Consider the following 20,286-nt stretch of genomic DNA (forward strand, 5'->3'; position numbering starts at 1 on the left):
GGCCTAACAAAAATATAAAAAAATAATCACAAAGTAAATAATATGTTAATTAATAAATAAATTTGCTTAAATACTACTAATTAACGCAATATATAGATTTTTTCGCAATATTTATGTAAGAATTATTGCGTAATTATCAAAAAACCAGCGATTTCTGTTTTTTAGATAACCCCGTATTTCTACCTGCTTTTTTCAGGAAATTTTAGCATTTACCTCTTTATCTTTAAAAAGTAACACATAAATACATCCTTTTTTACGGAATTCCTCATTTCAATAAATTAATCAAACCTGTATAGGAAATAAAATTTAAATTTCCCGATAAAAATTTCTGCTTAAAAAAGTCGATGTTTTATTAAATTAAATCGTTAAAGTAAAATGTAAATAATTATTTTTTAATTTTTACAGCATCAATATAATTTTCCAAAAATTCTTTAAGATTAAATTTATGTAAGCTTTGTGTTGTGTTTATGAAAGGTTTCCTATCAAGATGCTCATTAGTAACAAAATAATCAAGTCCGTTTAATGTAGCGATACCCTCCACCTGAGAGAACGACATATTATCCATAATTATTTTTCGCTTATTACCCGAAAAAAAATCATGATCCTTAAAATCATATAAAAGGTAGAAAAAGGGCTGAACCATGCCGCTATAACCACACAGTACTAGCAGTTTTTTATCTTCAAGATATGCGGCTCCTGTTATAAGCCCTTTTACGTCAAAAGTAGCTTTTAGTTTAGCTGTATAATTTCCCGCCGATTTTGGCAGCGCATATAAACTGGTATTCTTGGCCGACCATTGTTTAGTAAACAAATAAATACTATCGCGGGAAACCACCATAGCTTCACAATCAAAGTTTGTTGTATTGCTTTTTAGTTTGGTTAAATCTTCCTGATTGGAATAACTGAAATAAATTTTTTCAATTTGTGGCAAGCTGTCTCTAAGCGAGGCTTTACTAACTTTTAAAATATTCAGGTCTGTCCTGTTTCCGCCAACATTATTACCAAAATCGCCTATATACAAGTAATCCTCATCCTGAGCTATATCTTCCCAGTCCTTATTTACGCTTCCTTTTAACGAAATAGTACGTGATACTCCACCTGTTACAGTGTCAAGGGCATACAGGTTAATATCAGTATTATCATTATGAGTATATAGGGAATCAATCCATAGTATTAACCCTGAGGTTTCTTCGGTTTCATCTGTAAGATCAACAGAGAGTATTGGTGCAACTGAAGCCTGTTTATATTCGCAACTGCCATCATTTATCGTAGCTTCAGGATTATAATTTTTACTTAACGGGTCGGTACAACCTTTTATTTGGGCATTCAGCATATAGCCTACACATAAAAAAACCAAAATAAAAACCTGTTTTTCCATAAAGAACTAAAAAGTATTTAAATATGGCTATATTATTTGTAGAATATTTCTTCAACACGCAAAGGATCTGGAATCCCTGCATAATAACGTTTAACTTTTACAGGATAACCATCATCATCAAATTCATATTTCACCTCATAAGAAAAATTGTTGTCGTTATTATACCATTTTGTTACATAGTTGCTCCCCAATAATGAAACATATAAAGTACTCGTCATAAGTATTGCGTTATTTATACTACCATAAGGATTTTTATACATATGCACATATGGTCCAACTGGCTCATTAATCATATCATATTCATATATATCTGAAGGCAAATGCCTGGTTCCTCCAAACCATATAATATTATCGCCTTCATAGAGAAATTCATCTGTGTAATTTCCTTCAATTTTGCTAATAAATCCTTCATTATTTAACAAATACGTTCCATGTCCTGTGTTATTAGAAGTGTTTGATGTAACTTCATAACTAATCACAGTATTGCTGTAACTATAAATAACCCTGGTTATTAAATCATATGTACTCTGTTTCTCATTGATAATGCGCTTAATTAATTTACCTTCATCATCATAGGAATAGCTTTGAGTTTCTACAGGTTGATCCAAACCATAAAATGCATAGAAATCTTTTACTGTTTTTAAATGGCCCGAAAAATCATATATATATTCCTTTTTATAATCGATTACACCCGAAAGATCATACCTAGTTTCATTAATAATCTGATTATTATCGTTGAATTGGATTATAGTACTGTCTGCTTCAGTAGTTTTTACAACATAATCCAGTTTTTTTTCTACTACCTGATGTGGATCAGCTTCTACAGTAATAGTATCATCTTCTCCTGAGCAGGAAATAAGAAAAGTTGCCATAAAGGCAAGTAGTAATTTGGTTTTCATAATCATTGGTTTGGTTTTGCTAATTAAGTATAAAATTGACGTTCTACCAATTATAAAAACAATTTCTTTAGTAAAAGTTAAATGATTATAAAACCAGGCTAAATGCTTCTACCTTTAATTAAATATTAAAAACAAACATTTATGAACGGATTTTTTAAAACATTATTAGCCGGCTGGGGTGCAAAAAAACTAGGCTTTGGCTGCTTTGGTACCATCATAGCCTTTATAATACTATACTATATATTGGGGCAGCTATTTTAGTTATAATCTGCAAAAGCATTTATTATACACCGGCTGATGCTGCAGCGGCATTTTGCACTGTTCTGTAAAAATGTACAGAAAGCATTATCAACAGTTTCTCAATATCTTCATTACCAAAATTATCCTGACAGTAAATTGTAAAGCCCGGATACATTTTCTTCCAGCTAAAATTTGATGTTATTTCAAAAAGCATTTCATTTTTGTAATTCATCAAAGCATATCCCTTTTTAAAAATACCTTTGCTTTTAAAATAATAAGGCCTGTCCGGATCTATAGTTTTAGTAATAGTGAAACCTGAAAATTTAGATTTTACAGTAAGTAAACTAGTTTCTTCTTTAAACACCTCAAGAGTTGTCTGCCAAAACCCTCGTGGCACTAACCTGTAAGTTGTATTTTCATTTATATATATGTCTGCCCTGTTGTTTGAATACCATTTAGTATAAACAATGCGCCCTAATTGCTCATCATTTTGTAAAGCTGTAAGAACCCTGTAATTCTGCTGAGTGACATTTATTCTTTTCATCTGCTATATATTTATTGTAAAGTAAGCAATACCATTAATAACATCCAAAGATTACAATACAGATGACAACAGGCTTATTACAAAAAAGCCTTCCGTTTCCGGAAGGCTCATCTTTAAATTTTTAAATCATTAAATGATCTACATATTCCTCCTGTACTGCCCGCCTACTTCAAAAAGGGCAGCAGTTATCTGACCAAGTGAGCATACCTTAGATGCTTCCATAAGCTCTTCAAATATATTTTTATTGGCTATTGCAGCTTCCTGAATAACAGCTAAACGTTGTTTTACCTGTTCCGCATTACCCTTATGCAACATTTCTAATGTTTTGATCTGGAACATTTTTTCTTCTTCCGTAGCGCGTATAACCTCAGCAGGAACAACCGTTGGCGAGCCTTTAGAGCTTAAAAAAGTATTTACACCAATAATAGGAAACTCTCCGGTATGTTTAAGGGTTTCGTAGTAAAGACTTTCTTCCTGAATTTTAGAACGCTGGTACATTGTTTCCATAGCACCAAGTACACCGCCACGTTCTGTAATACGGTCAAATTCTGCCAATACAGCTTCTTCAACAAGATCGGTAAGCTCTTCAATAATAAATGATCCCTGTATAGGATTTTCGTTTTTAGCCAGGCCAAGCTCTTTATTGATAATTAACTGAATAGCCATTGCACGACGTACGCTTTCTTCTGTAGGTGTGGTAATAGCCTCATCGTAAGCATTTGTGTGTAGTGAGTTACAGTTATCATAAATAGCATATAGCGCCTGTAATGTAGTACGGATATCGTTAAAGTCGATTTCCTGTGCGTGAAGCGAACGCCCGGATGTTTGAATATGGTATTTCAGCATCTGTGCACGCTCGTTAGCACCGTATTTATTTTTAAGTGCCTTAGCCCATATTTTACGTGCAACACGACCAATAACAGCATATTCAGGATCTATACCGTTAGAGAAGAAGAACGACAGATTAGGACCAAAATCGTTAATATTCATACCACGGCTAAGGTAATATTCTACGTACGTAAATCCGTTTGCAAGGGTAAATGCCAATTGCGTAATAGGATTAGCTCCTGCTTCGGCAATGTGGTAGCCGGAAATAGAAACTGAATAAAAGTTTCTTACATTTTTGGCAATAAAATACTCCTGAACATCACCCATTAATCGTAAAGCAAACTCTGTAGAGAAAATACAGGTATTTTGTGCCTGGTCTTCTTTTAAGATATCTGCCTGAACAGTACCACGCACCTGAGTAAGTGTACGTACTTTTATTTCATTATATACATCGGCAGGCAGCACCTGGTCTCCTGTTACTCCAAGAAGCATAAGCCCAAGCCCGTCATTACCTTTAGGCAGGCCGCCATTGTAGCGCGGACGCTCAACACCTTTTGCCTTAAATATATCGTTAATCTTTTTCTCAACTTCTTTTTCAAGTCCGTTTTCTTTAATGTAGATCTCACACTGCTGATCGATAGCCGCATTCATAAAAAAGCCTAACAGCATTGGCGCAGGCCCGTTTATGGTCATACTTACCGATGTTAACGGATGGGCAAGGTTAAAACCTGAATATAATTTCTTTGCATCGTCAAGACAACAAATAGAAACTCCGGCATTACCAATTTTTCCGTAAATATCCGGACGTAAATCAGGGTCATTACCATAAAGTGTAACACTGTCAAACGCAGTAGAAAGACGTTTTGCAGGCAACCCGTCACTTACATAGTGAAAACGTTTGTTAGTACGCTCAGGTCCGCCCTCTCCGGCAAACATCCTTGAAGGGTCTTCGCCTTCACGTTTGAACGGATATAATCCTGACGTGAATGGAAACTCTCCCGGTACGTTTTCCTGAAGGCACCATCTTAAAATATCGCCCCATGCCTGGTATTTAGGCAACGCCACTTTTGGTATCTGTGAGTGCGAAAGTGATTCGGTATGCGTTTGTATTTTTATTTCTTTATCCCTTACTTTAAAAGAATAAACAGGATTTTTATATTTATTTACCTTATCATCCCACGTAAGGATAATTTCCCAGTTGTATGGGTCAAGGTTCATTTTTACACGGTCAAACTCTTTAATAAGCAACGACATGAACATTTGTTTGTCCTCTTCGATAACTTCTACAGACGTTTCTACTATACCCGATTTATCTATAGCCGGAACTTTACCTGAAACCGTTTCAATGGTTTTAAAGATTCCGTATAACTTTTGGGCTACATCCTGCTGACTAAGGGCAACCTCATCATATTTACGGTTATTCTCGGCAATTTCACTAAGATAGCGTGTACGATGCGGAGGGATAACAAATATCTTCTCGCTCATTTCACGCGTAATCTCAAAAGTGGAATTAAGTCCTGCCCCGGTTTTCTCTTCAATCCTGTCCATTATTTTTTTGTACAGGGTATTCATTCCCGGATCATTAAATTGCGAAGCAATAGTACCAAATACAGGAAGATCGTCAGGGTTAGCATCCCACAGGTTATGGTTACGCTGATATTGTTTCTTAACATCACGAAGTGCATCCAGCGATCCGCGTTTGTCAAATTTATTAATAGCAACCAGGTCGGCAAAATCAAGCATATCAATTTTTTCCAGCTGGGTAGCAGCGCCAAACTCCGGTGTCATTACATACAGAGAAACATCTGAATGCTCAAGAATTTCAGTATCAGATTGACCTATACCCGATGTTTCAAGAATAATAAGATCATACTTAGCAGCCTTAAGCACCTGTATAGCTTCGGCTACATATTTAGAAAGTGCAAGATTAGACTGCCTTGTAGCCAATGAACGCATATATACCCTTGGGTTATTTATAGCATTCATACGAATACGGTCACCTAATAATGCACCGCCTGTTTTACGTTTTGATGGATCTACTGATATAAGTCCTATTGTTTTCTCTGGAAAATCGATAAGGAAGCGGCGTACCAGCTCATCTACCAAAGATGATTTACCTGCACCACCCGTACCGGTTATACCCAATACAGGTATAGTAGATGTTTCATTTTGTTTATGAATAGCATCCAGCGTTTCTTTTGCTACCTCCGGAAAATTTTCAGCAGAAGATATTACCCTTGCAATAGCAGTAGGGCTCTTTTCTTCTAAATGATTAATTTCACCATTAAGCTTGTCGCCAATAGGGTAATCTGCTTTTTCTACAAGATCATTAATCATGCCCTGCAAGCCAAGCTCACGTCCGTCATCAGGAGCGTAAATACGCGTAATACCATATTCATGAAGTTCTTTAATCTCTTCAGGAAGAATTACTCCGCCTCCGCCACCAAATATTTTAATATGCCCTGCCCCTTTTTGGTTAAGCAGGTCGTACATGTATTTAAAATACTCATTGTGCCCTCCCTGATATGAAGTCATTGCTATAGCATTGGCATCTTCCTGAATTGCTGTGTTTACAACTTCTTCAACGCTTCTGTCGTGTCCGAGATGTATAACCTCAACGCCAGTAGACTGAATTATACGACGCATTATATTTATAGCTGCATCATGCCCGTCAAAGAGGGATGCCGCTGTTACAATTCTTACTTTATTTTTAGGAATATAAGGTTGTGCTTGTTCCATTATGAATTATCTTCAATTTTAAGCCCGCAATTTACGTAATTATTAAAAATTTCAAAGCATAAGAGCCCTATAAAAATCGTTATAGTAGCGTTTTAAAGAACTACCTTACAATATGGCCAATTATATCCTGATGCATAAAAATTATGCGGGTACGAAATGATTGTGATTTAATATGTGTAGGATACCAGTCCCTTCCTTTTGAAGCTATAATAAAAAGCCCTTCATCATCTCCGGATACGGTAAAGTTATCCGATCGGGGCTGCCGTGTATAAATAGGAATTCCTTCTGTTTTATAAAGCAGGTCGGCAAGTGCGGGAACATTATTGCTTACAAGTCCTATTTCACTAACTGAAATAAATGATTTACTGCTAAAAGGTTCTGTGCTATAGGTTTTGTTTGGATATCGGGTTATGCATTCCAGTATATTACCATTATTATCAAAGAAGTAAAACGACTCGGCATTCCAGTTGGTAAAATCTGCCGTTTCCTGAGCACCAACAGGTATAATAGCTGTTTTATCTTTAACAAAACGCAATGCCTCCGTAAACCGGTTATTAGGTACATCAATCGCAAAATGATATACCGGATGCATGTTTTCAGATTTTCGGAATATAAGTTTAGTATATCCTATTTGAAAATATAATACCTCTTTGCCCGAAGAGAGGGCGCTTAGGCCCAAAACCTTCTTATAAAACTTTTCTGTGGCAGAAAGGTCATCACTTAGTAATTCGACTTCAATAATATTCATTGTAGTAGGGTGCAAATTGCTAATTTAACCATTAATAAAACGTAAACCTGTGAAAAACAATGTAATTAATTCATAAATATTTAATTCTTTACATATTTGCATAATTACAGTTAATAGTATGCACAAACTGAAGGTTTATGATTAATAACACTAATTTTATTCTACTTTTTCACTACTACTTTAATACTACAATAAATTTATATAAATGAGAGCCACATATAGCTGTATTTCATAATTTTGCGCTTTAAATCACATCAATGAAATTCCCTAAATATTACCTGTCTGCAGCAACCGCTTTCATTATTTGGGGGTTCTTCAGCTTTGGCTTAAAACCACTACACAAATACCCTTCTATAGATATTCTTTTTTACAGGGTTTTTACCTGCACCCTGCTCATGGTTATTATAAATTTTGCATTTCGAAAAAATAAAATAACAGAGACTAAAGCCATGCTAAAGGCTTTACCAAAAAAGGAACGTCAAAACCAATGGGTTCTTATTGCAGGAAGCGCTTTGCTGCTTACAGCCAACTGGGGACTTTTTATTTATGTAATGAACCACATCAGCGTCAAGGCGGCATCATTCGCATATATGGTTTGCCCTATACTTACTACTTTTTTTGCCTTCTTCCTGTTAAAAGAAAAACTATCAAAAATTCAGGTTACAGCAGTTGCCATCAGTTTAACAAGCTGTACTATTTTAGCCTATAACGATTTACGATCTGCTCTTTTTAGCGTTATAGTAGCAGCCACTTATGCGTTATACCTGGTCATACAAAAACGCATCATCATGCCGGACAGATTTTTGCTGCTTACCCTGCAAATAGGCATAACAGCATTATTTTTATTACCCTTTTTCCCCATTTACAGCGGTTCTGTTCCTACCGAAGCTAAATTTTATATTTATATACTTTTAATTGCAGGCATATTTACTATTATTCCTATGTTTCTCAACCTGTACGCAATGAAAGGCATCAATTCATCTACAATAGGTATATTAATTTATCTTAACCCGCTTATCGGGTTTATGCTGGCATTATTCTACTTCCGCGAAAACATTTCATTCCTTCAGGTACTTGCTTATTCACTGGTAGCTATTTCTATAGTAATATTTAATATAGGAAGCTACAGGAAAACGAAAACATTACAGCTAAAAGATCCTGCCGTGCTAAACAAAAGCATCCATAAAGCTTAAATTGTAAAAGGGAATGGTTTTTGTTTACATTTGAAAAAATTATTATGTAAATGAAAAAACTACTCTTATCCCTTTTTATAGCAGCTATTATTCCCTGTGCTGCTCAGGCACAATTAAAAGGCCTTTTAGACAAAGCAAAAAATAAAGTAGAGGGTGTAACCGGTAAAGGAAGCCTTAGCAATGCAGATATAGGAAACGGCCTTAAAGAAGCACTTAAAGAAGGTGTTTCCAAACAGGTTACAAAACTTACTGCCGAAGACGGTTTCTACAAAAATGAAGCTGTAAAAATATTGCTGCCTGAAGAATTGCAAAAAGTAGACAAAAAACTTCGCCAGATGGGAATGTCTAAAATGGCAGATGAAGGTATTAAAGTACTTAATCGTGCTGCAGAAGATGCCGTGAAAGAAGCTACACCTATTTTTGTGGATGCTATTACAGGCATGACAATTGCCGATGCTAAAAATATACTTATGGGTGCTGACAATTCTGCTACTCTCTATCTGGAAAAATCTACCACTAAACCATTATATGCCAAATTCAGTCCTGTAGTAAGTACCTCATTGAGCAATGTAGGCGCAGATGTAATTTGGGAAAATATAATTAATAAATACAATAGCCTCCCATTAGTAAGCAAAGTTAATCCAGATCTTACTGATTATGTTACCAATAAAGCATTAAATGGCGTGTTTAAAATGATATCTGTAGAAGAGAAAAATATTAGGACAAATTTATCGTCACGTACTTCCGATTTACTTAAAAAAGTATTTGCTTTACAAGACAACAAATAATACCTAAAGCAAAACATATCCATGAAAAAACTTTTTATTCCGCTTATTGCATTATGCCTAACCGTTTCGGGCTGTGCCGAATTACAGCAGGTCGCTTCTCAATTGCCGCAATCGGGCGTTATGCTATCTAACGCCGATATAGCTGCCGGACTTCGTGAAGCATTAGACAATGGCATAAATAAACAAGTTACCAAATTAACACAGACAGATGGTTTTTATAAAAACCAGATGGTTAAGATACTCCTGCCCGAAGAATTACAAAAGGTAGATAAAACCCTTCGCGATATCGGACTCTCAAGCCTTGCTGATGAAGGCCTTAAAATGATGAACCGTGCTGCAGAAGATGCTGTTAAAGAAGCTAAGCCTATTTTTGTAAGCGCAGTAAAGAACATTACTTTTAATGACGCTAAAAATATCCTTATGGGTAATGATGAGGCAGCAACATCTTATTTAAGGGTTTCAACCTCAACACAGCTTTACAGTAAATTTAACCCGGTTATAAAATCATCTTTTGATAAAGTGGGTGCCGATAAAGTATGGAAACAGATTATTACAAAATACAATCAGATTCCTTTGGTAAATAAAGTAAATCCTGATTTAACCGATTACGTAACTAATGAAGCTTTAAACGGCGTGTTTAAAATGATTGCGGTTGAAGAAAAAGATATACGTAACAATATTAATGCACGCACATCTGTATTACTTAAAAAAGTATTCGCTATACAAGATAATAAATAGCTAATTTTTTAGTTATCAAATACATACAAATAACATATCCTTAACATTGTTCCGAAAATTATTTAAGTAATTTGCAATGCAAATAAATGGTTTTCTCACATTTGGTTAGGGTTAGTTAAAAAAATGCCGGTATACAACTACCGGCATTTTTAGTTTTACAAGAAAATATTTACACTTAAATATTGAAAAATTATAAAAATATTCTATTTTTAACATAATTTTTAGAGTTTTCCACATTACCAAAACCAAACTAAGAGATTATGAAACCACTACTACCAATACTCATGGCGCTGTTAGGCGCAGCATTGGGTGTTTTTTTTATCTACAAAGGAGTAGACAAACACTTTCTTACTTCCTGCCAATCCTACGGGCCCGACAGTACCCTTCCGCAGGATTATATAAACCTTATGAATGTGCTTTGCAGTTCGGGGTTTACAAAAGTGGTTGGCTTTTTTGAGATACTTGCCGGCACTTTACTTGTAGTACCGAGAACAAGACTGCTTGGCGATATATTATTATTACCGGTAATATTTACCATTTTCGTTTTTCACCTGCTTGTAGATAACAGGCCTGATGAGCTTATAGAAACAGGAGTACCACTTGCAGCAGCTATAGTTACTTTAACCTACCATTATAAAGAATGGAGATTTATGATTCACGGCAGACGATAATAAAGAAATTTACGCCTATTTTAACCAAGCCGCTACATCCCCAATAGCGGCTTTTTTTTAACTTTTAATTTAGACATCCTCCTGTATATTCAACACATTAGTTTTATACTTTTGCGAAAAACAGGAGAAGTGAAAAAGAGCGTAGTTGTTTTATGCCTTATGATGATAAGCACAGTTTGTATAGCCCAGGAATGGACTACCGACCTTACAGTTGCCAAAAGGAAAGCAACCGAAGAAAATAAGAATATATTATTGGTTTTCTCGGGATCTGACTGGTGTATACCATGTATGCAGTTAGATAAAAATCTATGGCCCACTGATACATTTAAAGACGCTGCAGAAAAAAGCTGGGTACTGCTTCTTGCTGACTTTTTACAGAAAAAAGGTAATCCTGAACCTGTTAATGTAAATGATATGAAAATGATCCTTGCTGAAAAATACAATCGTGACGGCTTCTTCCCCTATTTTGTAATGTTAGATAAAAATGGCAGAATACTTTCAAAATCAGGATATGAAGATTTTGAAACTCCCGAAGAGTATGTTGCCCTTTTTAGAAAAATGTCACGATGATTATTCTACACGTTCAATAAGGGTGTGCTGAACGCCGTCAAAAATTTCCTGTTTCCAGATTCTTCTGTCAGCTTTATCAATAAAATAATCTACCTGAGACACCTGCCCCTTTATAGTTTCAAGAGAAGTAACAATCCATACAGTGCGTAATCCCTGTTTGCTTTCATATGTACCGGACTTCACTTCTTTGATCTGTGCCATTATCGGGCCGCTTTTAGCCACACTATAATCATAGGTAGCAATGTTCTGGGTATAGCCATCTTTTAAAGGTAAAAGACGTATCAGGTAAGGGTAAAAATTACTGTCAAAGTATTTGCCCGGTGCTGCAGCATCATTAATAGTAATTTTCAGTTTCTTTAATTTATCCAGATAAGTGCCTGTAACCGAAGTACCAAATTTAAGCCTTACTGTCCTTTCAAGATTATCTGAATAATGGCGTATCGGTAAAAATGAAGGTAATTTCGTTATTGTAGAATCTATCCATGTAGTTTTAGCATTGTTTACATCTACACTTGTAATTATGGAAAGCTGGCTTTTGCCTACCATAATACGGCTATTTATTCTTGCTACTTCATGTGTTTGACCACCATTAAGCACATACCATTTCATCTGGTAGCTTTCATTTTTCATCCATTTGGTTTCGAGAGTTGTATCTCCCGGAACCATAAAGTTTTGTGCTGTGAGCGTAAAAGAAATAAAAGTAAGCAGAAGGGCAAATATATTTTTCATAAAAAGAGTAGCTTTAATATCCAAAAATATAGAAATATTTATCAGAAGCCAAAGATAACCTAACAATCCTAATGGTGATGACCGTGATCATGGTCGTCTTCAAGTATCATTCTTTCCCTTAACTGCTTAAAGTACGGAAATGCTTTAACCAGCCTGCTGCCATACCAGGAAAACATTTCACCATCTACAAAAATTGTTTGTGCATGGTGTGTATGGCGTCCAAGCTCAAAAGCATCCTCATCTTTAAAAGGATAGGGTTCAGAGGAAAGAAAAACAATTTGCGGATCACCCTGAATCCTCATTTTCTGAACAACAACTTCAGGATAGCGTCCTTCATTTTTTTCGTAAATATTCTCTATTTTATTAAGCTTTAGCAGCTCATTTATAAAGTTATCGCCTCCGGCAACCATATATGGATTTTTCCAAATAAAGTAGGCTGCCCTTTTTACGGGCTTATCTTTTATGTATTGCTTAAAATCAGCAAGGCCATAATTTATCTTATCGATCCATTTGCGGGCCTGAGTACGTACCGAAAAGATCTTACCCAGTTCCTCTATCATTTCCAAATTATCTTCAAGCGTAATAATATTACTAACCCATACCGGAGCTATATTTTTAAGCGACTCTACAATTTCCTGTGTATTTTCTTCCTTATTGGCAATAATAATATCGGGCTGCAATAACCTTATTTTTTCAACATGCACCTTTTTTGTACCGCCAATAATTTTTTTGGTAGATTTTAAATGATACGGATGCACGCAAAATTTGGTAATACCAACAAGCCTGTCCTCTAATCCTAAATCAAATAATAATTCAGTCTGCGATGGCACAAGCGATACAATACGTTTTGGCGTATCGTTAAGGGTAATAGTATTACCTATCTGGTCGGTAAAGCTTTTTGTTTTAGGTTCCAAGTCCAAAGTTTAAGGTTAACAAACCGTTCTATTTAAGCAGCAACTCCATTTCCTGCTGCATCTTTAATGCCTCTTCCCTTGCTTTTTCAGCAAAATCTTCTCCGTTAGATGCATATATAATACCTCGTGATGAGTTAATAAGCAAACCAACCTTATCGTTCATTCCGTATTTGCATACTTCTTTAAGGCTGCCACCCTGAGCTCCTACACCGGGAACAAGCAGAAAGCTATCCGGCACTATCTGGCGAATACCTGTAAAGTATTCTGCTTTGGTAGCACCCACCACATACATAAGGTTTTCGCTGTTTTTCCAAGTTTTAGATGTTTTAAGCACCGTTTTATACAGTTCTTCATCTCCGGTATGTTTGGTTTGAAAATCAAACGCACCTTCATTAGAGGTAAGTGCTAAAAGTATAGTGAATTTATCTTTAAAGGCAAGAAACGGCTCAACACTGTCTTTACCCATATAAGGTGCTACAGTAACCGAATCAAAATTTAGATCTTCAAGAAAAGCTTTAGCATACATGCTGGAGGTATTGCCTATATCACCTCGTTTTGCATCGGCAATAGTAAATACTTCCGGATGCTTATGATTAAGATAATTAATAGTTTTTTCAAGGGACAGCCAGCCTTTAAGTCCGTAAGCTTCATAAAAAGCCGTATTAGGCTTATAAGAAACTCCCAGATCATGCGTGGCATCTATTATAGCTTTATTAAATTCAAAAATAGGGTCTTCAGTTGCTAAAAGGTGTTGCGGAATTTTATTTAAGTCCACATCTAAACCTATGCATAAAAACGATTTCTTTTTCTGAATTTGTTCGTAAAGCTGTGCTGTTGTCATGAAAAGTTTTGTTTTTGTTTCGGGTGCAAAAGTACAATTTTGTTTTGGTATTGGCGAATAGTACACGCAGAAGTGTTTTCTCTTGTTTGAGTAGAACATTTGCTTTTATAAACGTAAAGTTGAGAAATCTCAACTGTACTGTTTCCAAAAATAATATGCAAAAATATTAAAGCAAAAAAAATCCCGCCGATTGGCGGGATGCTTTTTAATATACTTCGCTTTCTTTAAGCTTTTCTGTATTGTTTACTAATTGAAGCTCATCGATCATCTTATTAATGTTTCCGTTCATAAAACCGTCAAGGTCAAATAAACTCAAACCAATTCTATGATCGGTAACACGCCCCTGAGAATAGTTATACGTACGGATTTTAGCTGAACGGTCTCCGCTACTTACCTGAGAGGTACGTTTTGCAGCATCAATTTCCTGCTTTTTGGCAAGTTCCATTTCATAAAGACGTGAACGCAAAACCTGAAGGGCTTTATCTTTGTTCTTGTGCTGTGATTTTTCATCCTGACACTGAGCTACAAGTCCTGTAGGGATGTGAGTCATACGAACAGCAGACTTAGTCGTATTTACCGACTGTCCGCCTGGCCCTGATGAACAGAAGAAGTCAATACGAACATCGTTCATATCAATCTGCACATCAAACTCTTCAGCTTCCGGAAGTACCATTACTGTTGCAGCAGAGGTGTGAACACGCCCCTGAGTTTCCGTTTGCGGTACACGCTGAACGCGGTGTACACCGGCTTCAAATTTAAGAGTACCGTAAACATCTTCTCCTGTAACTTCAAAGATAACCTCTTTAAAACCACCTGAAGTACCTTCGTTCATATCTACAACACTGGTTCTCCATCCTTTGTCTTCACAATATTTAGTGTACATCCTGAAAAGGTCGCCTGCAAATATACTGGCTTCATCGCCACCGGTACCGGCACGAATTTCTACCATAACATTTTTAGCATCTTCAGGATCTTTAGGTATAAGCAGGAATTTAATTTCTTCTTCAAGCTGTGGAAGTCTTTCTTTAGCCTCCTCAAGTTCCATCTTAGCCATTTCTACCATTTCGGCATCACTGCCATCAGCAATAATTTCATTGGCTTCTTCAATATTGCCAACCAGTTTTAAGTACTCTTCACGCTTTTCAGCAAGTGCTTTAAGGTCTTTATATTCCTTGTTTAACTGTACATAACGTTTCTGGTCAGATATAATATCCGGCTGGATAATTAAGTCTGATACCTCATCAAAACGCTGCTTTATAATTTGTAACCTGTCTAACATATTTTTAATTCCTTATTTGGAGGTGCAAAATTACGTATTTTTTTTGATTCTCAACGCAGTATCTTAATACAAAAACTATGCCTTACCAGCGCATAAATTACAATATCCCGTTACCCAGCTTGTAATGCTTTTTTGAACATAACCTACAGGTAAACTAACAGTTACCTTTTCTTCCAGGCATTCTACCTTTTGGCAGTTAATACATTTAAAATGAAAATGATCATGGTCATGGTGCTCATCATTACAGCTATGGCAAAGCGCAAAGTAATATTTACCGTCATCGGCAAGTATTTTATGGGTTATACCGTCTTCGCAAAAACTGTTTAATACCCTGTATATTGTTACACGATCCATTTCACCCTTTATTTCAGCCTCTATCATGTCCTGACTAAGTGCAGCATTAGCACCTTTAAGCAAGGTTAAAATAGCCGCTTTTGCAGGTGTGTTTCTTCTTTTCATACCGTTAACGCAATTTAGTTGCAACAATTTAATGCAATTATGTTGCAATAATACGATTTTTAATTAGATTTGTCAAATCATTCATCAACTCAATATACTAACATGAACTACGAAGTAATTATAATCGGTGGAAGCTATTCAGGTCTTTCTGCAGCAATGGCATTAGGGAGAGCATCAAGAAATGTATTAATTATTGACAGCGGAGAACCCTGCAACAAACAGACACCGCACTCACACAATTTTATAACGCAGGATGGTGAAAAACCGGCTGTTATATCGTCAAAAGCGAAGGAACAGGTAATGCGCTACCCTACAGTTTCGTTTGAGAATGATAAAGCGGTCAAAGCAGTTAAAACGGATAAAGGTTTTGAAATAACTACCGAAAGTGGCGCAGCCTATACTGCAAAAAAGCTGTTGCTAGCCACAGGAGTAAAAGACATAATGCCCGCTATACATGGCTTTGCCGAATGCTGGGGTATTTCTATAATACATTGCCCCTACTGTCATGGTTATGAAGTAAAAAATCAAAAAACGGCTTTAATGGCCTCCGGCGATATTGCCCTGCATATGATTCCTATGCTGCTGCAATGGACAAAAGACCTTACCCTTTTTACTAATGGAGAAGCTATATTTACCAATGAGCAGCTAGCAAAATTTAAACAACATAATGTTGCAGTTATAGAAACTGAAATTGAGAGTGTACAGCATACTAATGGCAAACTCAACAGCATAACGCTTAAAAATGGAGATATTCACGATTTCTCAGTTATGTATGCCAAAATAAAAACGGTACAACACACTTTTATTCCTGAAGATCTGGGCTGTATAATTAACGATCAGGGCTTAATAGAAGTGGATGAGTTTAAAAAAACTAATATACCTAGTGTATTTGCTTCGGGTGACTGCACTACGCAGGGACGTGCTGTTGCAATGGCGGTAGAGGCAGGTACAAAAGCGGGAGTTATGATAAATATGGAATTATGTATAGAGGCATATTAAATTTTCAGGAATATGATAAAATAGCATCTAATAATTCGCTAATTATCATAATATTTTTTCATATTTGCGTAGTACACCAATACAACAAATATGAAAAACATTACTCTTAAATTATACAGGCTGTGCGCTTTAGCTTTTTTAGCATTGCTAATAGGCTGTGGCGACGATGATGACAATAGCGTTGATACAGTTGTAGGCAACTGGATATATACAGGAAACTACTACGGAGTTACAAAACAGTTTGACCCTCTGGATGAAGAATGCTATATTCAGACATTGTCGTTTAAAAACACAAAAGATGGAGTTTTTACTATAATTGACGATTGTGACGAAATAGATTACACGAGTGATTTTATCTGGAAAAAAGAAAAAGATGTCGAAATTTATTCTATTAAAATGTATGAAGACAGTCAATTATTAAGAATAATTTTCGAAGCAAAAAACAAAATGTATATTTATGTACCCGGCGATTCTGATGCCGAGGTATATGAAAGAGTTTTAGAGGAATAAACTCATTTTTACCTGCTGAGTTTTTACAATATAATTTAAAATAATAATGAAACACACTGTTACCGCACTTTGTACTGCTGCTATATGCTGCCTTATAGTATCCTGCAAAAAAGAGACTAAAGTACAAGAGCAATCTACTGAAAAAGAAGCCAAAAATTACAGCCTGCTTGAAAAGGCCGACTGGTTTATTGGCAACTGGCAAAATACTACTGCTGAACCAAATTTTGGAGAAGTATGGAAAAAAGCCAACGATTCGGTATTTAAGGGTAAGTCGTTTATCATTAAAGACAAGCAAGTCAATTTTAATGAATTTATGACCTTAATTGAATCTAAAGGTAAATTAACCTTCATCGCTGCTGTACCTGGTCAAAATGAAGAACAAGAAGTATCTTTTGAAGGTACATCTCTTACTTCAGACAGTATAGTGTTTGAAAATCCGGATCATGATTTCCCAAATAAAATAGTATATAATAAAATTGGAGAAGATTCTTTGGTTGCAGTAATTTACGGTATGCAAAAAGGTAAGCCCGCCAGTGTTAAGTTTGCCATGAAAAGAAGCGATAAAATAAACGAACATCATAGAAAAAATAAGAATTCTATTTTAAATAAATAAACCTGTTACATAATAGCAAAATCTATCCCGAATAAATATTAAAACCCTGCACAACAGCAGGGTTTTTTATATTTTAGCCAAAATTAAAATACCCATGAACTTTATACATGATGCCGTTTTTGACAGACAGGATTATACAGTAAACCCTTTACCAAAAAACGAATATGAAAACTGTACGTTTAACGGCTGTAATTTTACATCTGCCGATATTGCAGGCATTGTTTTTACCGAATGTACTTTTAATGATTGTAACTTTAGCATGACAAATGCCAAAGGCACCGCATTTAAAGATGCAGCATTTACAAATTGTAAAATGACAGGGTTTAACTTTAGTATATGCCAGCCTTTTTTACTGGCAATGAGTTTTACCGAATGCCAGCTTAACCTCGCATCATTTTATAATCTTAAACTAAAAAATACCCGCTTTATAAATTGCATACTTCATGAGGCCGATATGGTACAAACAGATTTCAGTAATGCATCATTTAGTAATTGTGACCTTCGTGGAGCCGTTTTTGAAAACACCATTTTAGAGAAAGCAGATTTCAGATCGGCAATAAACTATAACATAGACCCGGAAACCAACAGAATTAAAAAGGCTAAATTTTCTTTGCAGGGATTGCCCGGATTATTAGAAAAATATAGCCTTGATATAAATTAACAAAGCCCTCGCAGTGCGAGGGCTTGTCATTATAAAAGTTAGTTTTAACTTATGCTTTAGCCGGAATATTTTCTAATATTTCAAGAACAAATTTCCAGTATTTCTGAGCGGATTTTATACTTGCTCTTTCATCCGGAGAGTGAGCACCTTTAATAGTAGGCCCGAAAGAAATCATATCCATATCAGGGTAGTTAGTGCCTAATATACCACACTCAAGTCCTGCATGACATGCAACCACATTTGGTGTAACACCATTTTGCTTTTCGTATATCTCTTTTAACACTTCCAATATGGGTGAATTTACATTTGGTGTCCATCCCGGATAAGAACCTCCAAAAGTAACCTCACAGCCAATAAGCTCAAAAGTAGAGCGAAGTGCATTAGCAAGATCAAACTTTGAACTTTCTACAGATGAACGCGTTAAGCAGCCAACATGAATATTACCGTCTTTTACGATAACTCTTGCAATATTGTTAGACGTTTCAACAAGGTCTTCCATATCAGCACTCATACGGTACACACCATTGTGCGCAGCATATAAAGCACGGATTAAACCTTCCTGAACGCCAAGCTCCATAACTTTAGCAGGCAGTTCGCCTTTTTCAATAGTTATTTTAAGGTTAGGCTCGGTCGTTTTATATTCAGCTTTTATATCGTTGATTACCTCCTGCATATCAAATACAAAAGCTTCATCAAAAATTTCAGAAATAATAACATGTGCTACACTCTCCCTCGGGATAGCGTTACGAAGGCTGCCACCGTTAATTTCCGCAATCTGAAGACCAAAGTTCTCAAAGCTGTCAAATAACAAACGGTTCATTATTTTATTGGCATTACCCAAACCTTTATCTATATCCATACCCGAGTGTCCTCCGTTTAGTCCGTTTACGGTAATAGTATAACCTACAGAATTTTCAGGCACCTCTTCTTCATGATATTCACGTGTAGCGGTAACATCTACGCCTCCTGCACAGCCAATATCAATTTCATCATCTTCTTCAGTATCCAGGTTAAGCAGTATTTCTCCGTTAAGCAATCCGCCCTTTAGCCCCATGGCACCTGTCATACCTGTTTCTTCATCTATAGTAAACAAAGCTTCAATAGCAGGATGTGCAATATCTGTACTTTCCAGTATTGCCATAATAGTAGCTACACCCAAACCATTATCTGCACCCAGTGTTGTACCTTTTGCACGCACCCAGTCGCCATCTACATACATTTCTATACCCTGCGTATCAAAATCAAATACCGTAGCGGCATTTTTTTGATGCACCATATCAAGATGCGACTGCATTACTATGGTTTTGCGGTTTTCCATACCTTGTGTGGCAGGCTTTTTAATTATAACGTTTCCTACCTCATCTTCTATGGTTTCCAAGCCCAATTGCTTACCAAAATCTTTCATAAAAGCAATTACTCTTTCTTCTTTTTTGGATGGGCGCGGTACCGCATTCAGGTCGGCAAATTTATTCCAGAGCGCTTTTGGCTCAAGGTTTCTTATTTCCTGGCTCATGTATTTGTGTTTGTTGTTTGCACAAAGGTAAGTGTATGCATTAAAGTGACAAAACCTGTAATGCCAAACTTTATTGAACTGCTTTAGGCAGTCTGCAAATATTGGTATAGAATCTCATTATATCTTCGATAGCTACATCATAAAAACCGAACATCAAATATAATCTTTTATAATGCGGGAAATTTCTTTCTCCTGTACCTCTCCTATCCAGAGATTTTTAGGCTGAATACTAATTACGGGGGCATGCTTGCAGTTATCACTGCAAGTCATACGTACCACATCTACTTCTTTTTTAAGTCCGCAATCTTTCAGTTCTACCTTAAAACCTTTACGGATTTCTTTACTGTAGTTTCCGCATTTTTTTCCATCACAAATAAAAATAACCTTGCCTGCCGCATCTAACTTTTTCATTGGGTCAATTTTAATTTATCT

The 20,286-nt window shown here is 36.0% G+C and carries 21 protein-coding genes; 9 read left to right on the top strand and 12 right to left on the bottom strand.

The features are described 5' to 3' along the window. Positions 1 to 385: 385 nt before the first annotated feature. From NHE85_RS00885 to NHE85_RS00905, 5 genes are all read right to left on the bottom strand, one after another. The gene (locus tag NHE85_RS00885; protein WP_252808810.1) at positions 386 to 1,378 is read right to left on the bottom strand and encodes a T9SS C-terminal target domain-containing protein; all 993 of its coding nucleotides are present in this window, start codon (positions 1,376 to 1,378) and stop codon (positions 386 to 388) included. A 32-nt stretch (positions 1,379 to 1,410) separates the two neighbouring features. Next, positions 1,411 to 2,277 (bottom strand): hypothetical protein, encoded by an 867-nt coding sequence (locus NHE85_RS00890; protein WP_252808812.1) that lies wholly within the window; start codon positions 2,275 to 2,277, stop codon positions 1,411 to 1,413. A gap of 283 nt (positions 2,278 to 2,560) precedes the next feature. After that, positions 2,561 to 3,061: a hypothetical protein gene (locus NHE85_RS00895; RefSeq protein WP_252808814.1), complete on the bottom strand. Its 501-nt coding sequence runs from the start codon at positions 3,059 to 3,061 to the stop codon at positions 2,561 to 2,563. A 138-nt stretch (positions 3,062 to 3,199) separates the two neighbouring features. Continuing rightward, positions 3,200 to 6,628 (bottom strand): methylmalonyl-CoA mutase family protein, encoded by a 3,429-nt coding sequence (locus NHE85_RS00900; RefSeq protein WP_252808816.1) that lies wholly within the window; start codon positions 6,626 to 6,628, stop codon positions 3,200 to 3,202. A gap of 100 nt (positions 6,629 to 6,728) precedes the next feature. Beyond that, positions 6,729 to 7,376, bottom strand: a complete 648-nt coding sequence (locus NHE85_RS00905) for a VOC family protein (protein ID WP_252808818.1) — start codon at positions 7,374 to 7,376, stop codon at positions 6,729 to 6,731. A gap of 257 nt (positions 7,377 to 7,633) precedes the next feature. Between NHE85_RS00905 and NHE85_RS00910 the strand changes: the two genes are divergently transcribed. The 5 genes from NHE85_RS00910 to NHE85_RS00930 all read left to right on the top strand — a co-directional run bounded on the left by NHE85_RS00910 (position 7,634) and on the right by NHE85_RS00930 (position 11,336). After that, positions 7,634 to 8,569: an EamA family transporter gene (locus NHE85_RS00910; protein WP_252808821.1), complete on the top strand. Its 936-nt coding sequence runs from the start codon at positions 7,634 to 7,636 to the stop codon at positions 8,567 to 8,569. Positions 8,570 to 8,619: 50 nt separating this feature from the next. Next, positions 8,620 to 9,357: a DUF4197 domain-containing protein gene (locus NHE85_RS00915; RefSeq protein ID WP_252808823.1), complete on the top strand. Its 738-nt coding sequence runs from the start codon at positions 8,620 to 8,622 to the stop codon at positions 9,355 to 9,357. A 21-nt stretch (positions 9,358 to 9,378) separates the two neighbouring features. Next, positions 9,379 to 10,095 (top strand): DUF4197 domain-containing protein, encoded by a 717-nt coding sequence (locus tag NHE85_RS00920; RefSeq protein ID WP_252808825.1) that lies wholly within the window; start codon positions 9,379 to 9,381, stop codon positions 10,093 to 10,095. A gap of 260 nt (positions 10,096 to 10,355) precedes the next feature. After that, complete coding sequence (locus NHE85_RS00925; RefSeq protein WP_252808827.1) at positions 10,356 to 10,766, top strand: hypothetical protein; 411 nt, start codon at positions 10,356 to 10,358, stop codon at positions 10,764 to 10,766. A 129-nt stretch (positions 10,767 to 10,895) separates the two neighbouring features. Continuing rightward, positions 10,896 to 11,336, top strand: coding sequence for a thioredoxin family protein (locus NHE85_RS00930; protein WP_252808829.1), 441 nt, complete (start codon positions 10,896 to 10,898; stop codon positions 11,334 to 11,336). Here the strand turns inward: NHE85_RS00930 and NHE85_RS00935 are convergent, their stop codons facing one another. The 5 genes from NHE85_RS00935 to NHE85_RS00955 all read right to left on the bottom strand — a co-directional run bounded on the left by NHE85_RS00935 (position 11,337) and on the right by NHE85_RS00955 (position 15,558). Next, on the bottom strand, positions 11,337 to 12,065 hold the full coding sequence (locus NHE85_RS00935; protein ID WP_252808830.1) for a hypothetical protein: 729 nt from the start codon (positions 12,063 to 12,065) through the stop codon (positions 11,337 to 11,339). A 68-nt stretch (positions 12,066 to 12,133) separates the two neighbouring features. Beyond that, positions 12,134 to 12,979 carry an ABC transporter substrate-binding protein gene (locus NHE85_RS00940; protein ID WP_252808832.1) on the bottom strand — a complete coding sequence of 282 codons (846 nt, stop codon included), beginning with the start codon at positions 12,977 to 12,979 and terminating at the stop codon, positions 12,134 to 12,136. Positions 12,980 to 13,007: 28 nt separating this feature from the next. Further along, positions 13,008 to 13,820: an orotidine-5'-phosphate decarboxylase gene (pyrF, locus tag NHE85_RS00945; protein ID WP_252808833.1), complete on the bottom strand. Its 813-nt coding sequence runs from the start codon at positions 13,818 to 13,820 to the stop codon at positions 13,008 to 13,010. Positions 13,821 to 14,025: 205 nt separating this feature from the next. After that, positions 14,026 to 15,099 (bottom strand): peptide chain release factor 1, encoded by a 1,074-nt coding sequence (gene prfA / locus NHE85_RS00950; protein WP_252808835.1) that lies wholly within the window; start codon positions 15,097 to 15,099, stop codon positions 14,026 to 14,028. A 75-nt stretch (positions 15,100 to 15,174) separates the two neighbouring features. Next, positions 15,175 to 15,558 (bottom strand): Fur family transcriptional regulator, encoded by a 384-nt coding sequence (locus tag NHE85_RS00955; protein WP_252808837.1) that lies wholly within the window; start codon positions 15,556 to 15,558, stop codon positions 15,175 to 15,177. A gap of 102 nt (positions 15,559 to 15,660) precedes the next feature. On the opposite strand from NHE85_RS00955, the gene NHE85_RS00960 reads away from it, so the two are divergent. The 4 genes from NHE85_RS00960 (at position 15,661) to NHE85_RS00975 (ending at position 18,341) form a co-directional block, all read left to right on the top strand. Further along, positions 15,661 to 16,557 (top strand): NAD(P)/FAD-dependent oxidoreductase, encoded by an 897-nt coding sequence (locus tag NHE85_RS00960; protein ID WP_252808839.1) that lies wholly within the window; start codon positions 15,661 to 15,663, stop codon positions 16,555 to 16,557. A 90-nt stretch (positions 16,558 to 16,647) separates the two neighbouring features. Continuing rightward, on the top strand, positions 16,648 to 17,067 hold the full coding sequence (locus tag NHE85_RS00965; protein WP_252808841.1) for a hypothetical protein: 420 nt from the start codon (positions 16,648 to 16,650) through the stop codon (positions 17,065 to 17,067). 46 nt (positions 17,068 to 17,113) lie between these two features. Further along, the gene (locus tag NHE85_RS00970) at positions 17,114 to 17,680 is read left to right on the top strand and encodes a DUF6265 family protein (RefSeq protein WP_252808842.1); all 567 of its coding nucleotides are present in this window, start codon (positions 17,114 to 17,116) and stop codon (positions 17,678 to 17,680) included. 94 nt (positions 17,681 to 17,774) lie between these two features. Then, entirely contained in the window at positions 17,775 to 18,341 is a 567-nt protein-coding gene (locus tag NHE85_RS00975; protein ID WP_252808844.1) for a pentapeptide repeat-containing protein, read from the top strand. A gap of 49 nt (positions 18,342 to 18,390) precedes the next feature. On the opposite strand, the gene NHE85_RS00980 is transcribed toward NHE85_RS00975, so the two are convergent. Then, positions 18,391 to 19,854: an aminoacyl-histidine dipeptidase gene (locus tag NHE85_RS00980; RefSeq protein WP_252808846.1), complete on the bottom strand. Its 1,464-nt coding sequence runs from the start codon at positions 19,852 to 19,854 to the stop codon at positions 18,391 to 18,393. 153 nt (positions 19,855 to 20,007) lie between these two features. Beyond that, positions 20,008 to 20,265 carry a (2Fe-2S) ferredoxin domain-containing protein gene (locus NHE85_RS00985; protein ID WP_252808848.1) on the bottom strand — a complete coding sequence of 86 codons (258 nt, stop codon included), beginning with the start codon at positions 20,263 to 20,265 and terminating at the stop codon, positions 20,008 to 20,010. Positions 20,266 to 20,286 lie beyond the last annotated feature (21 nt).

The sequence above is a fragment of the Flavobacterium sp. NRK1 genome, from assembly GCF_024054175.1.
Taxonomy (GTDB): domain Bacteria; phylum Bacteroidota; class Bacteroidia; order Flavobacteriales; family Flavobacteriaceae; genus Flavobacterium.